Source organism: Bradyrhizobium sp. B025 (assembly GCF_042257955.1).
GTDB classification, from domain to species: Bacteria; Pseudomonadota; Alphaproteobacteria; order Rhizobiales; family Xanthobacteraceae; genus Bradyrhizobium; species Bradyrhizobium diazoefficiens.
Map to the genome: position 1 here is coordinate 8,832,233 of NZ_CP170150.1, position 15,446 is coordinate 8,847,678.

The 15,446-nt window shown below is 66.2% G+C and carries 12 protein-coding genes and 1 riboswitch; of the genes, 9 read left to right on the plus strand and 3 right to left on the minus strand.

From position 1 onward, the window contains the following. Nucleotides 1-40 precede the first annotated feature (40 nt). A complete protein-coding gene (locus tag ACE10W_RS41810; RefSeq protein ID WP_304549761.1) occupies nucleotides 41-1,471 on the plus strand; it encodes an FAD/NAD(P)-binding protein in 1,431 nt (476 codons plus the stop codon). A gap of 48 nt (nucleotides 1,472-1,519) precedes the next feature. Here ACE10W_RS41810 and ACE10W_RS41815 read toward each other — a convergent pair whose 3' ends face one another. Further along, nucleotides 1,520-1,726: a DUF1674 domain-containing protein gene (locus ACE10W_RS41815; protein WP_304549762.1), complete on the minus strand. Its 207-nt coding sequence runs from the start codon at nucleotides 1,724-1,726 to the stop codon at nucleotides 1,520-1,522. Between the two features lie 189 nt (nucleotides 1,727-1,915). Between ACE10W_RS41815 and ACE10W_RS41820 the strand changes: the two genes are divergently transcribed. The 3 genes from ACE10W_RS41820 (at nucleotide 1,916) to purH (ending at nucleotide 6,900) form a co-directional block, all read left to right on the plus strand. Beyond that, entirely contained in the window at nucleotides 1,916-3,262 is a 1,347-nt protein-coding gene (locus ACE10W_RS41820; protein ID WP_028174958.1) for an RsmB/NOP family class I SAM-dependent RNA methyltransferase, read from the plus strand. Between the two features lie 159 nt (nucleotides 3,263-3,421). Next, nucleotides 3,422-5,140, plus strand: coding sequence for a heparinase II/III family protein (locus ACE10W_RS41825; RefSeq protein WP_028174959.1), 1,719 nt, complete (start codon nucleotides 3,422-3,424; stop codon nucleotides 5,138-5,140). A gap of 59 nt (nucleotides 5,141-5,199) precedes the next feature. Continuing rightward, a riboswitch (ZMP/ZTP riboswitch) is annotated at nucleotides 5,200-5,282 on the plus strand. 25 nt (nucleotides 5,283-5,307) lie between these two features. After that, nucleotides 5,308-6,900 (plus strand): bifunctional phosphoribosylaminoimidazolecarboxamide formyltransferase/IMP cyclohydrolase, encoded by a 1,593-nt coding sequence (gene purH / locus ACE10W_RS41830; protein WP_304549764.1) that lies wholly within the window; start codon nucleotides 5,308-5,310, stop codon nucleotides 6,898-6,900. Nucleotides 6,901-7,028: 128 nt separating this feature from the next. Here the strand turns inward: purH and ACE10W_RS41835 are convergent, their stop codons facing one another. Further along, nucleotides 7,029-8,414, minus strand: coding sequence for an MFS transporter (locus ACE10W_RS41835; protein ID WP_011083411.1), 1,386 nt, complete (start codon nucleotides 8,412-8,414; stop codon nucleotides 7,029-7,031). Nucleotides 8,415-8,512: 98 nt separating this feature from the next. On the opposite strand from ACE10W_RS41835, the gene ggt reads away from it, so the two are divergent. After that, nucleotides 8,513-10,264 (plus strand): gamma-glutamyltransferase, encoded by a 1,752-nt coding sequence (ggt, locus tag ACE10W_RS41840; protein WP_074076448.1) that lies wholly within the window; start codon nucleotides 8,513-8,515, stop codon nucleotides 10,262-10,264. A 97-nt stretch (nucleotides 10,265-10,361) separates the two neighbouring features. Then, nucleotides 10,362-11,657 carry an MFS transporter gene (locus tag ACE10W_RS41845; RefSeq protein WP_028174963.1) on the plus strand — a complete coding sequence of 432 codons (1,296 nt, stop codon included), beginning with the start codon at nucleotides 10,362-10,364 and terminating at the stop codon, nucleotides 11,655-11,657. Between the two features lie 133 nt (nucleotides 11,658-11,790). On the opposite strand, the gene ACE10W_RS41850 is transcribed toward ACE10W_RS41845, so the two are convergent. Beyond that, nucleotides 11,791-12,456 carry a glutathione S-transferase family protein gene (locus ACE10W_RS41850; RefSeq protein WP_060909632.1) on the minus strand — a complete coding sequence of 222 codons (666 nt, stop codon included), beginning with the start codon at nucleotides 12,454-12,456 and terminating at the stop codon, nucleotides 11,791-11,793. 149 nt (nucleotides 12,457-12,605) lie between these two features. Here ACE10W_RS41850 and ACE10W_RS41855 point away from each other — a divergent pair, with 149 nt between their 5' ends. The 3 genes from ACE10W_RS41855 to ACE10W_RS41865 all read left to right on the plus strand — a co-directional run bounded on the left by ACE10W_RS41855 (nucleotide 12,606) and on the right by ACE10W_RS41865 (nucleotide 15,353). Beyond that, nucleotides 12,606-13,202, plus strand: a complete 597-nt coding sequence (locus ACE10W_RS41855; protein WP_011083415.1) for a DUF2239 family protein — start codon at nucleotides 12,606-12,608, stop codon at nucleotides 13,200-13,202. A 69-nt stretch (nucleotides 13,203-13,271) separates the two neighbouring features. Next, nucleotides 13,272-14,636: an MATE family efflux transporter gene (locus ACE10W_RS41860; protein ID WP_304549770.1), complete on the plus strand. Its 1,365-nt coding sequence runs from the start codon at nucleotides 13,272-13,274 to the stop codon at nucleotides 14,634-14,636. A 108-nt stretch (nucleotides 14,637-14,744) separates the two neighbouring features. After that, nucleotides 14,745-15,353, plus strand: a complete 609-nt coding sequence (locus ACE10W_RS41865) for a 2-hydroxychromene-2-carboxylate isomerase (protein WP_028174966.1) — start codon at nucleotides 14,745-14,747, stop codon at nucleotides 15,351-15,353. Nucleotides 15,354-15,446 lie beyond the last annotated feature (93 nt).

Consider the following 15,446-nt stretch of genomic DNA (forward strand, 5'->3'; position numbering starts at 1 on the left):
CTCGCGCCTGGGTCAAACAGATAAACTGGGGGATTGGGCGATGATCATCAGCATTGTCGGCGGTGGCGCGACCGGCATCACGATCTTGCGTCATCTGGCGGAGCTCGCCGCATCAGGGCGAGACCACGGCGCGATCAGCGGAATTCAGCTCTTCGACAAGTCCGGTTTCGATGGCGGCGTTGCCTATCGCACGCAGAGCGACCGCCATCTGCTCAACATGAAGGCGTCGACGATGTCGATCCGTCCGGGCGACGCGGACGAGTTTCTGCGCTGGCTTCGGGCCCGCGGCCTCTCCTGCCACGGCAACAGGCACCTGCCGCGGATGGTCTATCGGGACTACCTCGACGCCGTGCGACTGGCCGCGATCGCGCAATGCCGCAGCGCCGGCGTGCCCGTTCATGTCGAGCATGCCGAAATTGTCCGCATGCGGTTCTCGCCGGATCGCGATGTCCTGCTGACGACCGACCGCAACATCACGCATATCTCATCAGTGCTGATCCTCTGTACCGGTCACAACGCGCCCGACGACCATTACGGCCTCGCCGCAAACCCGAACTACATTCGCGACCCCTACGCCCAATTCACCTTCGCCGATCGCGACGGCGTCGAGGTCGGCATCCTCGGAAGCGGGCTCAGCGCGGTCGACACCGCGGCGGCGCTGGCCAAAACCCACCAGTCCGTCAGGATGACCTGCTTCTCCAGAAGCGGCCTGTTTCCGACGGTGCAGCCGGTGACGAGTCCCGCCATCGCAAATGGCTTCCGCGACGCCCTGGATCGCTATGTGGCCAGCCGTGAGCAAATCGAAGCGGACGCCTTTGCCGCCCGCCTTTCCGGACTGCTGCTGGAGACCACCGGAATTCGCTGCGATCTGTCTTGCCGCAACGTCGGCGGCGATGCGCTGGCCGATCTCGAGCACAACATCGGGCGAGCCGAGTCCGGCGAGCCCAGCGTCTACTCCTATCTCGTCAGTGTCATCGACGTGATGTGCGATGCCTGGAGCCGGATGCGCGATGTCGAGAAGATGCGCTTCATGGACGTCTACAATTCCGGCTGGCTCCGCAATCGTTCGGCGATGCCGCTGGAGAACGCAATCCGTATCCGCGACCTGATGCGCTCGGGCAGGCTCTCGGCCCACGCCCGGCTGCGCAACGTGACCGGCATCGGCGGCCGATTTCGCGCGATCCTCGGCGATGGCGATCGTCACGACGTCGATTACGTCATCGACGCGACAGGACCGTCCTACCGGCTGGACCCGAGCCCGCTCTATCAGGACATGCAGCGGCAGGGGCTCATCGCGTTCGACGCACTCGGCGGGATTCGCTGCGGCTCCGACGACGGCCGTGTCCACGACCGCCACGGCACAGCTCATCCGAACGTGTACGCGGTCGGTGGCCCGACCAAGGGCACGCACTTCTACGCCGCCGCCGTCGACATCAACCTGCGCCGCGCCCAGGAGCACCATTATCTCTAGCGGCCGGGACGAGCCTTGCCCGCATCGTCGACCGATCCGGCTGACTGCTCAGAAGTCGGACGCGATGCCCTTGCGCTCCCAATCGCCGTAGCGGGTCGGCTCGGGTCCCTTCGGCCCCTGCAACTCCTTCGGCGTCGCCTTGGCGTCGTCCTCGGCCTGCGCCGCAGCCTGTCGGCGCGCCTCGGCCTCGGCCAGCGCGCGCTGGGCTGCCGGCGACAGCGGCTTGCGATCGGAAACGGGTAGCTGGTCACTCATCGCCAGGTCTTCTAGCGCAGGACGAGCCGCAATGCGACGTCCAATAACGCATTCCTGAAATCGGGCCCAAAGGGCTGAAAAAGCCGGAAGCGATTCTTACATTTGGCATATTCGCGTGCCAGAGATCGCTTCCTCAAGGCATGCGCCGATATCGGCGGAACTGCCGCTCGCTCAGAACCTTGCTTCCGCATGCCATCTCAACGTTTCGCCCCACCATCCGAAGTGCCTGGTCTCGCGGCGCGGCGGATTGCCGCCGACATCGTCGACGGCGTGCTGCACAAGCACCGCACGCTTGACGACCAGCTCGACGGCAGCGGCGCCCATCCCGGACTGAAGACGCTGGCCGACCGCGACCGCGCGCTGATGCGCCGCCTGGTCGCGACCGTGCTGCGCCGGCTCGGCACGCTCGGCCATGTGCTGTCCCGCCTGCTCGACAAGGGCATTCCCTCCGAAGCACCGCGCGCGCAGAGCGCGCTGCTGATCGGCGCCGCCCAGATCCTCTGGATGGACGTGCCCGATCATGCCGCCGTCGATCTCTCCGTCCGCCTCGTGCAATCCGACCGGCGCGCCGCGCGCTATGCCGGCCTCGTCAACGCCGTGCTGCGCCGCTGTGCGCGCGAGGGCCAGGCGCTGGTCGAGGAAGTCGCCACGCAATCGCTGGACCTGCCGCCATGGCTGCTGGCGCGCTGGCGCGCACATTATGGCGAGGCCGCCGCAAGAGACATGGCGCTGGCGCTCGGCCATGAGCCGTCACTCGATCTGACCGTGAAGTCGGACGCCGAACAATGGGCGAGCCGCCTGCACGGCGAGACGCTGCCGACGGGGACGGTGCGGATGCTGCTGCACGGCTCGGTGACCATGCTGCCCGGCTTCGCCGAGGGACAATGGTGGGTGCAGGATGCCGCCGCCGCATTGCCGGCCCGGCTGTTCGGCGACATTAAGGGCAAGTCCATTGCCGATCTCTGCGCCGCCCCCGGCGGCAAGACCGCGCAACTGGCGCACGCCGGTGCGCATGTCACGGCGATCGACCGCTCGCCCGCCCGGGTCGCACGGCTGCGCGAGAATCTGGCGCGGCTGTCGCTCCAGGCCGAGACCGTCGTCGCTGACGCCGCGGAATGGGCCGGCCCCGCCGAAGGTTTTGACGGTATTCTGATCGACGCGCCCTGCACCTCGACCGGCACGATCCGCCGTCATCCCGACGTGGCCTGGCTGCGACAGGAGTCCGACATCGCCGCCCTGACCGCGCTCCAGCAGCGGCTGCTGCGAAAATCGGTCTCGCTGCTCAAGCCGGGCGGGACGCTGGTCTACTGCACCTGCTCGCTGGAACCCGAAGAGGGCGAACAGGCCATCGCCACGCTGCTGGCCGCAGAGCCTGCGCTTCGCCGCGTCCCGATCGAGGCGTCGGAGGTCTCAGGGCTCTCCGAGATCATCACTGCCGAGGGCGACCTGCGCACCCTGCCCAGCCATCTGCCGAACGCCGATCCCAAGCTCGGCGGGCTCGACGGATTCTTTGCAGCCCGGCTCGTTAAATCCTGATTTTGCACTGGTTTTTGCAACCTCGGCGTTGATTCCCACCGTTCAAGGTGGTGTCAGACGGTCGATTTTGGGATTAATAAGGATTCGTCGGAATCCTCCTCTCCCCCTTCAAGGCAAGGCGTGTCGGTCGCTCAACGCAGACGTATCTCGACGCTGGTGATGAACCGCTTCGCGCGGAACATGCTCGCGCGCGCGAGCGGCGGCTCCGTTGCGCTGTCACGGGTCTGGCCCGGCCGCACCGACCGCCTGATCATCGCGCCGCATGATCTGCGCACCGCGGACGCGACCCGCGCCGCCGAGATCTATGCCGGCCGCTTCGTCTTCGCCGGCAAGATCGTCAATTGCCACGGCCGCTCGATCTTCGATCTCGAGCCGCCGTCGGAGGATTGGGAGGTTGCGCTGCTCGGCTTCGGCTGGCTGCGCCATCTGCGCGCCGCCGACACCGCGCTGACGCGCGCCAATGCGCGCGCGCTGGTCGAGGACTGGATCGCCAACCCCGCCAACAAGCGCCGCCCCGTCGCGCGGCGCGCCGACGTGCTCGCGCGGCGCGTGATCTCGCTGCTGTCGCAGGCGCCCCTGGTGCTCAACGACACCGACAACAAATTCTACCGCCGCTATCTGCGCGCGCTGGCCCGCGAGATCCGCTTCCTGCGCTACACCATGGTCAACATCCCGGACGGGGTGCCGAAGCTCCAGGTGCTGATCGCGCTGTGCTACACGACACTCTGCCTCGCCAACCAGGCGCGCCATATCCGCAGCGCCTCGAAAAAACTTTCGGACGAGTTGCAGCGGCAGATCCTGCCCGACGGCGGACACATCTCCCGCAATCCGGGCGCGCTGATCGAGCTCCTGATCGACCTCTTGCCGCTGCGGCAGACCTTTGCCGCGCGCAACATCGCGCCGCCGCCGGCGCTGCTCAACGCGATCGACCGCATGATGCCGATGCTGCGCTTCTTCCGGCACGGCGACGGCAATTTCGCGCTGTTCAACGGCATGAGCGCAACGCCCTCGGACCTGCTCGCCACGCTGCTCGCCTATGACGACACCCACGGCGCGCCAATGGCGAACATGCCGCATACCGGCTTCCAGCGCCTCGATGCCGGCCAGACCACACTGATCATCGACACCGGGCCGCCACCGCCGGCCGGCGTCAGCCACGACGCCCATGCCGGCTGCCTGTCGTTCGAATTGTCCTCCGGCATCAGCCGCATCGTCACCAATTGCGGGATGCCGACCACGGGCCGCGACAATTGGCGGCCGTTCGCGCGCAGCACGGCGGCGCATTCGACGCTGACCTATCACGACACCTCTTCATGCCAGTTCGTGGAGATGTCGGCGATGAAGCGGCTGTTGCATGGCTCGCCCGTCACCAGCGGCCCGGTCGAGGTCGAGAGCTATCGCGAGGTCGTTCAGAACGGCACGCTGCTCACGACGTCGCATGACGGCTATCTCGCCAAATTCGGCGCGATCCATCGCCGCGTCCTGATGATCGCCAATGACGGCGCGCGCATCGACGGCGAGGACACGCTGTCGCCGCCGCAAGGCGGACGTTTCAAGGGTGCGGATGCCGATTTCGCGGTCCGCTTCCATCTGCATCCGGCGGTGAAGGCGAGCCGGCTGTCGGATGCACGCGGCGTCATGCTGGTGCTGCCGAACCGCGACGTCTGGACCTTCGAGGCGCTCGACGACAAGGTCGATCTCGAGGACAGCGTGTTCCTGGCCGGCAATGACGGCCCGCGCCGCACCGCGCAGATCGTGGTCCGGCAGGATGCCCGCCAGGCGCCCTCGCTCCGCTGGAGCTTTGTCCGCTCCACCGCTTCGCCCGCTGTCACCAATGCCCGCCGCAACGCCCGCCGCGAGCCGGAACTTCCGCTGTAAATGCGCACGATTCGGCCCCATCTCATCGTTGTGAAAACGGCCGAAAGCTGCTATCGAGCGCTCGCTCGCGCGACTGGCGACCTTGGATGGAGCACCATCGGGAAGCGCGGGACTTAAGACGCCGCGCGCCTGGGCATAGACACTCCTTAAGACAGAGGATCTTGCTCATGACTGACCATCCCCGCCGCGTCACCCGTGCCCTGCTTTCCGTCTCCGACAAGACCGGCCTGATCGAATTCGCCAAGGCGCTTGCCGCCCATGACGTCGAACTGGTTTCGACCGGCGGCACCGCCAAGGCGATCGCCGCGGCCGGCCTCAAGGTGAAGGACGTTTCCGAGCTGACCGGCTTCCCCGAGATGATGGACGGCCGCGTCAAGACGCTGCATCCGACGGTGCATGGCGGCCTGCTCGCGATCCGCGACAACAAGGACCATGCGGATGCGATGAAGGCGCACGGCATCGCGCCGATCGATCTGCTCGTCGTCAATCTCTATCCGTTCGAGGCGACCGTGGACAAAGGCGCGGGCTTCGAGGATTGCATCGAGAACATCGACATCGGCGGCCCCGCGATGATCCGCGCCGCGGCCAAGAACCATGACGACGTCGCCGTGGTGGTCGAGGCGGAGGACTACAAGGCGGTGCTCGACGAGCTCGCCGCCAACAAGGGCGCAACCACGCTGAAGCTGCGCCGGCGGCTTGCCGCGAAGGCCTATGCGCGCACCGCGGCCTACGACGCCGCGATCTCGAACTGGTTCAACCGGCAGCTCGAGATCGACGCACCTGATTTCCGCGCCTTCGGCGGCAAATTGATCCAGTCGCTGCGCTACGGCGAGAACCCGCACCAGACCGCGGCATTCTATGCGACTCCCGACAAGCGCCCGGGCGTCTCGACCGCACGGCAGCTGCAGGGCAAGGAGCTCTCCTACAACAACATCAACGACACCGATGCGGCCTATGAGTGCATCGGCGAGTTCGACGCCAAGCGCACCGCGGCCTGCGTCATCGTCAAGCACGCCAATCCCTGCGGCGTCGCTGAGGGCTCCGACCTCGTCAGCGCCTATCGCAAGGCGCTCGCCTGCGATTCGACCTCGGCGTTCGGCGGCATCATCGCGATGAACCGCGCGCTCGACGCCGACACCGCGCGCGAGATCACGAAGATCTTCACCGAGGTGATCATCGCGCCCGACGCGAGCGAGGAAGCGATCTCGATCATCGGCGCGCGCAAGAACCTCCGCCTGTTGCTCGCGGGCAGCCTGCCCGATCCGCGCGCGCCGGGCCTCACCGCCAAGACGGTGGCCGGCGGCCTGCTCGTGCAGAGCCGCGACAACGCCGTGGTCGACGACATGACGTTCAAGGTGGTGACCAAGCGTGCGCCCACGGACGCCGAGATGCGCGACCTCAAGTTCGCGTTCCGGGTGGCCAAGCACGTCAAGTCAAACACCATCATCTACGCCAAGGATCTCGCTACCGTCGGCATCGGCGCGGGCCAGATGAGCCGGGTCGATTCAGCCCGCATCGCGGCGCGCAAGGCGCAGGATGCGGCGGCTGAGCTGAAGCTCGCCGAGCCGCTCACCAAGGGCTCGGTGGTGGCCTCGGATGCGTTCTTCCCGTTCGCCGACGGCATGCTCGCCTGCATCGAGGCCGGCGCTACCGCCGTGGTGCAGCCCGGCGGCTCCATGCGCGACGACGAGGTGATCAAGGCCGCCGACGAGCACGGCATCGCCATGGTGTTCACGGGAACGCGGCATTTCAGGCACTGATTTCGCCGTCATTCCGGGGCGCGCGCAGCGCGAACTCTGGTACGCAATTGCGCACCTGAGAATCTCGCGCGACAACTTCTGGATTCCGGGTTCATCGCTCCGCGATGCCCCGGAATGACGGCGGGAAGCTACTCCCGCACCCGCATCAAGAGCCCCAGTCCCGCGACGAAGAACACCACCAGCACGGCCATGCCGGCCTTCTGGCTGGCCGTCACCGCCGTGATCATGCCGATCAGCAGTGGGCCGATGAAGGACGTCACTTTCCCGGTCAGCGCGAACAGGCCGAAATACTGCGCGATGCGATCCTTTGGCGCGAGGCGGATCAGCAACGTGCGCGAGGCAGCCTGAAGCGGACCGCCGGCGGCGCCGATCAGGCAGCCCAGCACGAGATAGGCGCGTTCGGCCGCGCTCGAGAACAGGGGAGCGCCCGGCTGGGGGGCCGCGACCTTGACGAACAGCACGCTGTCCTTGTCGACCAGAAGGATCGCCGCCACCGACAGCAGCAGAATCAGCATGCTGCCGGCGATGACGCGCTTCGGCCCGAGATGATCGTCGAGCTTGCCGCCGAGCCAGGCGCCGAACGCGCCGGCGATGGCGAGCATGATTCCGAAGGTGCCGATCTGGATCGTGTGCCAGCCGAAGGTGCCGGCGGCGTAGATGCCGCCGAATGCGAACAGCGACACCAGGCCGTCGGTGTAGATCATGTTGGCGAGCAGGAACGCCGCGAGCGATTTCTGCTGCGGCAAACTCCTGATCGATTGCTTCAGCTCCGACAGGCCTTTGCGTAGCGCCTCGCGCACCGGCCGCTTCGCCGGATAGTCCGGCGTGAACAGGAACATCGGGGTCACGAAGATGATGAACCACACCCCGGTCAGCGGTCCGGCGGCGCGATCACCCTGATGGCTGGCCGGATCAAGCCCGAACAGCGGCGTGAAGCCGAGCAGCGTGCGTCCGGTCTCGGGATTCGCAGCGAGCAAGCCGAGCACGATGATCAGGCTGACGATGCCGCCGATGTAACCCGTAGCCCAGCCGGTGCCGGAGAGTCGGCCGATTCGCTCGGGCGGCACCAGGGTCGGCATCATCGCGTTGTTGAAGAGGGTGGCGAATTCCGCGCCGACGCTGGCGAGCGCGACCGCGGTGAGCAGGGGCGGAATGACTGAGGGATCGCCGGGCTTGCCGATCCACAGTGAGCAGGACGCCAGCACCAGCAGCGTGCCGAACCCCGCGATCCATGGTTTCCTGCGGCCCGAGGCATCCGCGATGGCCCCCAGCACCGGCGACATCAGCGCGATGGCGAGGCCCGCAGCCGCCATCGCAAAGCCCCACAGCGATTGGCCTGTGGCGGCATCTGGCGCGATGCTGGTGGCGAAATAGGGCGCGAACACGAAGGTCGTGATCAGCGTGAAATAAGGCTGCGCAGCCCAGTCGAAAAAGATCCAGCTGATGACAGCGGCGCGCGGCGGATAGGTCCGCAGCACGCCGGCCATGCGCGCATCCGAGGCGATCGTCGTCATCACGCAGTCCTCATCACGAACAGTTTTGCCTGTCTTGGGGCAAACCGTATAGCATAAGCGACGCGTGTGAACTGTCCCGAGGACCCGGCGGAAATTTGATGATGTCGTCATTTTCGACCCGGCGGACGTTTTTCGCCTTCCTGGCCACTCTGGCGCTTGGTCTGGCATCTGCGACCGCGCAGGATGCGCGGCGGGGCTATGTCCCGCCGGCGCTCGACACGGTGCATGCCGTTGCAGCCGAGCACGGCATGGTGGTGGCGCAGGAAAAGATATCGGCGCAGGTCGGCGCCGATATCCTGCGACGCGGCGGCAATGCCGTCGATGCCGCGGTCGCGACCGGCTTTGCGATGGCGGTGACCTATCCGCGCGCCGGCAATATCGGCGGCGGCGGCTTCATGATGATCCATTCCGCCGAGCGCAACGAGGACATCGCGATCGACTATCGCGAGACCGCGCCGGCAGCGACCACGCCGCAAATCTTCCTCGGCCCCGACGGCAAGCCCGACATTGCGAAGTCGCGCGATTCCGCGCTCGGCATCGGCGTGCCCGGAACCGTCGCAGGCCTTGCCCTGGCATTGGAGAAATATGGCTCGGGCCAGTTCACGCTGGCGCAATTGCTCGAGCCTGCGATCGCGCTCGCCCGCGACGGCTTCGTCGTCAGCGACGACATCGCCGACACGCTCCCGGGCTGGCACCGGCGGCTGACACGCTGGCCTTCCGCGGCCAGGATCTTCTCGCGCCCCGATGGCGCGCCGCTCAGTGACGGCGACAGGCTGGTGCAGGGCGACCTTGCCGATACGCTGGCGGCCGTCGCCGCGCAGGGACCACGCGGCTTCTATGAGGGCGCGGTCGCGGACAAACTCGCCAAGGCCGTGTCCGAGGCGGGCGGCATCATGACGCCAGCCGATCTGAAGACCTATCAGGCGGTGATCCGCACGCCGGTGCGCGGCACTTATCGCGGCTACGACATCGTGTCGATGCCGCTGCCTTCCTCCGGCGGCGTGGTGCTGGTGGAGACCCTCAATATCCTCGAAGGCTTTCAGCTTGCCGACCTCAAGCAGGGATCGCCGGCATCGCTGCATCTCCTGATCGAGGCCATGAAGCGTGCCTATGCAGACCGCGCGCGCTATCTCGGCGATCCCGCCTTCGTCAACGCACCGATCGAGACCCTCACGGCAAAGGACTACGCCGCCAAGCTGCGCGCGGGCATCTCCACCAGCCGCGCCACGCCGTCGAAGCAGCTGGTCTCCGCCGCCGCCTCGCCGCGCGAGGGCAGCAACACCACGCATTTCTCCGTCGTCGACAGCCGCGGCAACGCCGTCAGCAATACATACACGCTGAACTTCAGCTATGGCGTTGGCCTCGTCGCCGAGGGCACCGGCGTGCTGCTCAACAACGAGCTCGACGATTTCACCGCGGCGGTCGGCGCGTCCAACGCCTACGGCCTTGTCGGCTTCGAGGCCAACCTGCCAGGGCCCGGCAAGCGACCGTTGTCGTCGATGTCGCCGACCATCGTGCTGAAGGACGGCAAGCCGGTGCTGGTGACGGGTTCGCCCGGCGGCAGCCGGATCATCTCCACAGTGCTCCAGGTGATCGTGAACGTGCTCGATTACAAAATGGATGTGGCCGCCGCCGTTGCCACACCGCGGCTGCACCATCAATGGCTGCCGGACGAGGTGCGCGTCGAGCGCGGCTTTCCCGACGATGTCCTGTTCGAGCTGAAGGCAATGGACCATCCCATCGTCGAGCCGATGGGACAGACTTCCGCCAATTCGATCGCGGTGACACCGAATGGCCCCCTCGGCGCACCCGATCCGCGCACACGCGGCGCAGAGGCGGCAGGGCAGTAACTCATCCGCCGCATGGCACGGAAGCGGGCGCCGGCTTGCGCCCGCTGCTGCGCGTGCTACCACCGCGCAACTTCAAGAAACTGCCGGGGAAACACACATGACCACAGCCGATCCGAACCAGCGCATCGAACGCGCCGAGATCGAGGACACCAGCCTTCTCGCCTTCTATCGCGACATGAACGCGCCGGAGCGGCGGACGTTCTGGGCCTGCGCGGCGGGCTGGGCGCTCGACGGCATGGACTTCATGATCTATCCGCTGGTGATCGGCACCATCATCGCGCTGTGGAAGGTCGATGCGGCCTCGGCGGGTCTCGCCGGCACCGTGACGCTGCTGGCCTCTGCGATCGGCGGCTGGCTCGGCGGCTACCTCTCCGACCATATCGGACGGGTCAGGACGCTCCAGATCACCATCATCTGGTTCTCGTTCTTCTCGCTGGTCTGTGCCGTCGTGCAGAATTTCGACCAGCTCCTGATTGCACGCGCCGTGCTCGGCCTCGGCTTCGGCGGCGAATGGGCGGCGGGCGCCGTGCTGATGGGCGAGGCGATCCGGCCGCAATATCGCGGGCGCGCGGTCGGCTCGGTGCAGTCGGGCTGGGCGGTCGGCTGGGGTCTCGCCGTGCTGTCGCAGGCGATCCTGTTCTCGCTTCTGCCGGCCGAGACGGCCTGGCGCTGGATGTTCGTGATCGGCGCGCTGCCGGCGCTCTTGGTGTTCTACATCCGCCGCTCCGTCACCGAGCCGGAGATCGCAGCCGAGGCCCGTGCCAGGCATGCGGAAACGGGCAGTCATCCGAAGCTTTGGGAGATCTTCACCTTCCCGATGGTGAAGACCACGATCCTGGCGTCGCTGATGGCGACGGGTTGTCAGGGCGGCTACTACGCCGTCACCTTCTGGGTACCGCAATTCCTGACCAAGGAGCGGCATCTGTCGATCGTCGGCTCGACCGGCTATCTCTCGACGCTGATCATCGGCTCCTTCATCGGCTATCTCACCGGCGCCTGGCTCGCCGACCGGATCGGACGGCGCAATCTGTTCCTGATCTTCTCGCTCGGGGCCATGGCGGTGGTGCTGCTCTATACGCAGCTGCCGCTGACCAACGAGATCCTGTGGGTGCTCGGCTTCCCGCTCGGCTTTTTCGCCTCGGGCTATTTCTCGGGGATCGGCGCGTTCCTGACTGAGCTCTATCCGACACGGCTGCGCGGCTCCGGCCAGGGCTTTTGCTACAATTTCGGCCGCGGCATCGGCGCGCTGTTTCCGTTCCTCGTCGGTGCGCTGTCGGCGACGACGTCGCTTGCGAACGCAATCGCGATGTTTGCGGTGGTAGCCTACGCGCTGTTCTTCATCGCCGCCTTCGCGCTGCCGGAGACGCGCGGTCGCGTGCTGCACGCGGATTGACTACTCGGCGTCATCCCGGGCGGCTCGAAGAGCCGGACTATGGTGCGCAATTGCGCACCTGAGGATCTCGAGATTGTGGCGCGAGATTCCGGGTTCGGTGCTGCGCACCGCCCCGGAATGACGGGAGAGTGGCTTACCGCCCCACCTGGTACGGCCCGCCTTTTTCCAGCGCTCTGGCGTAGGCCGGCCGCGCATGGATGCGCTCCAGGAACGCCATCGCCCTGGGATGGCCCTGCTCCAGCCCGCCGCGCGCTTGCGCGGCTTCGAGCGGAAAGCTCATCTGGATGTCGGCTGCGGTGAACTCGTTGCCGGCGAACCACTCGCTCTTCGCAAGCTCGCCTTCCCAGTAATCCATGTGCTGCTTGAGCTGCGGATTGACCAGCGCGGTGAGCGCCTGGTTCGAGACCTTGCGCACCAGCGGACGAAGCAGCGCCGGCGCACGCTTCGGCATCAGCGTGAACAGCAGCTTGAGCAGCAGCGGCTGCATCGCCGAGCCTTCCGCATAGTGCAGCCAGTAGGTGAAGCGCAGTCGCTCCGGCGTGTTCGGCGGCGGGATCAGCCGGCCGTTGCCGTAGGTGGCGATGAGATATTCGATGATCGCGCCTGACTCGGCGATGGTGTTGCCGTTGTCGGTGATGACGGGCGACTTGCCGAGCGGATGGATCGCGCGCAGCTCCTTCGGCGCGCGCATGTCGGGCTGGCGCTGATAACGCACGATCTCGTAGGGCACGCCCAACTCCTCGAGCAGCCACAGCACGCGCTGCGAGCGGGAATTGTTGAGGTGATGGACGGTCAGCATCGGCGGGATCCCCAGGCTAGGCGTGGTCTGTTGGCCGCGTACGTGCCAGCCCGGGAACGCAATGTCGAGCCATCCGGACGGATATTTTAACCCGGGTATATTGACGCCGATAATTTACCCGGGTATTAAATGGTCAACGTCATCGGGATATGGCAATGATTTCAATGCAGAGGACATTCACGGCCTTCCAGGGCCAGCGCCGCCTGGCGTCCGGGTCGGCCGGAGAGGTCGCACTGGTCGTCAAGCGGATCGTGCCCCCGCCGGACGAGCCCATCATCATCTTCGAGGACGCCACGGGCCGATCGATCGACTTCGATCTGCGCGGCGGCGATCGCGAGGTGCTGGCGCGGGTGGCGAAGCTTGTCCCGCCTCCGGTTGAGGAGACCGCACCACCGAGCGAGCCGCGCGGGCGCGGCCGGCCGAAACTCGGCGTGGTCGCGCGCGAGGTAACGCTGCTGCCGCGGCACTGGGAATGGCTCAACGCGCAGCCGGGCGGCGCCTCGGTCGCGCTGCGGAAACTCGTCGACGAGGCACGGCGTGCCAGTGGCGACAAGGACCGAGAGCGGCAGGCGCGCGATGCGGCCTATCACTTCATGTCGACCATGGCGGGCAACCTGCCGCAGTTCGAGGAAGCTTCGCGGGCGCTGTTCGCGGATGACCGGCGGCGCTTCACCGGGCTGATCGCCGACTGGCCCACCGACATCCGCGACCACATCGTCAAGCTCGCCTACAGCGACCGCGCGTAGACCGCGCGGCGCTCAACCCTATCGACGGCCCAAGCCGCGCCTCGCGCGGCAACGGTTTCGCACGCCCTGATGAAAGGCAAATCCATGTCCGCCGTCACGCCGCTCTGGACAACATTCCTCCGCTTCCTCGCGCCCTTGATGCTGAGCAACGCGCTGCAATCGCTGTTCGGCACCGTCAGCAACGTCTATCTCGGCCAGATGATCGGCGTCGACGCGCTCGCGGCGGTCTCGGCATTCTTCCCCGTGATGTTCTTTCTGTTCGCCTTCGTCATGGGCTTGAGCACCGGCGCCACGGTGCTGATCGGCCAGGCGTTTGGCGCCGGTGAACATGGCCGGATCAAAATCGTTGTTGGCACGACGCTCGCGGTCGGCCTGCTGCTCTCGATCTCGCTTGCACTGGTCGGCGGGTTGTTCAGCCGGCCATTGATGATGGCACTTGCGACGCCCACGGACATTCTCGACCAGGCCAGCGCTTATGCGCGCGTCATGCTGCTCACGATGCCGCTCGGTTTCGTCTTCCTGCTGATGACGGCGATGATCCGCGGTGTCGGCGATGGGCTCACGCCTCTGCTGGCGCTGGCGCTGTCGACCGCGATCGGCCTGATCCTGACGCCAATGCTGATCCGCGGCGCGTTCGGATTGCCGGCGGCCGGCATCACCAGCCCGGCATGGGCGGCCGCGATCGCCAACGTTCTGACACTGATCGTGCTGGCCCTCTATTTGCTGCGGAAGAAACATGCGCTTGCTCCCGATGCCGCGCTGCTGCGTCATCTGCGGCTCAACGGCGCGGTGCTCGGCAAGATCCTCGGCATCGGATTGCCGAGCGCGATCGGCATGGTGGTGATGGCGGTCGCCGAGCTGGTGCTGCTGGGCCTCGTCAACGGCTTTGGCTCCGACGCCACCGCGGCCTATGGCGCCGTCAACCAGGTGATGGGCTATACGCAGTTCACGGCGATGTCGATCTCGATCACGGTCTCGATCCTCGGCGCGCAGGCCGTCGGCGGCGGCGACAGGGGCCGGCTCGACGGCATCGTTCGCACCGGACTTGCCTTCAACCTCGTCCTGACCGGCGGTCTCGTGGCGTTGATCTATCTCGCGCCACGCGCCGTGCTCGGCATCTTCATCACCGATGGCGCCGTGCTCGATCTGGCGAAGGAGTTGCTCACCATCGCCTTGTGGAGCTCGGTGCCGTTCGGCCTGGCAACGGTGTTTTCCGGCGCCATGCGCGCCGCCGGCGTGGCGCTGACGCCGATGCTGCTTTCGATCTTCGCGATTCTCGCGATCGAGCTGCCGGCCGCGGTCATCCTGAGCCGCACGATTGGCCTGAAGGGCGTATGGGCCGCCTATCCGATCGTGTTCTGCGCCATGTTCGTTTTGCAGATGGGCTATTACCTCCTGGTGTGGCGCAAGCGGACGATCCGGCGTCTGATCTGACCCGGATCATCAAGGTATTATGACCATCATTAAACGGTGGACCTGTGGCGCGCGCTGCGCCAGAATGGACGAAAAGCCAGATCAAAAGTCAGGTCAGGGAGAACGATTTTGACCCGCACAGCCCCGCAATTCCTGTTCGATTTCGGCAGCCCGAACGCCTATCTCAGCCATCTGGCGATCCCGGCGATCGAGCAGCGCATCGGCGTCAAATTCGAGTATGTGCCGATCCTGCTCGGCGGCATCTTCAAGTCGACCAACAACAAGTCGCCGGCCGAGACGCTCGCCGGCGTCAAGAACAAGCGTGAATTCCAGGCGGTCGAGACCGAGCGCTTCATCAAGCGCTTCAAGGTTCAGCCCTATGTCTGGAATCCGCACTTCCCCGTCAACACGCTGAACCTGATGCGCGCCGCGATCGCGGCGCAGCTCGAGGGCGTGTTCGAGAAATACGTCGAGGCCGCCTTCCACCACATGTGGCGCGAGCCGAAGAAGATGGACGACCCGGAAATCGCGGCGAAGGCGCTGGCATCCTCCGGCCTCGATGCGCAAAAGCTGTTCGCCCGCGCCCAGGAGCCCGAGGTCAAGGGCAAGCTGATCAAGAACACCGAAGAGGCGGTCGCGCGCGGCGCGTTCGGCTCGCCGACCTTTTTCGTGGGCAACGAGATGTTTTTTGGCAAGGAGCAGCTGCGCGAGGTCGAGGAGATGGTATCGGGAAAGTGATTCCCTCATCTCCCCGAAAGCTAGCAATCTCCCCGACGTCGTCCTGGCGAAGGCCAGGACCCATAGCCGCCAAAGGTTATTGATGTGACGAGC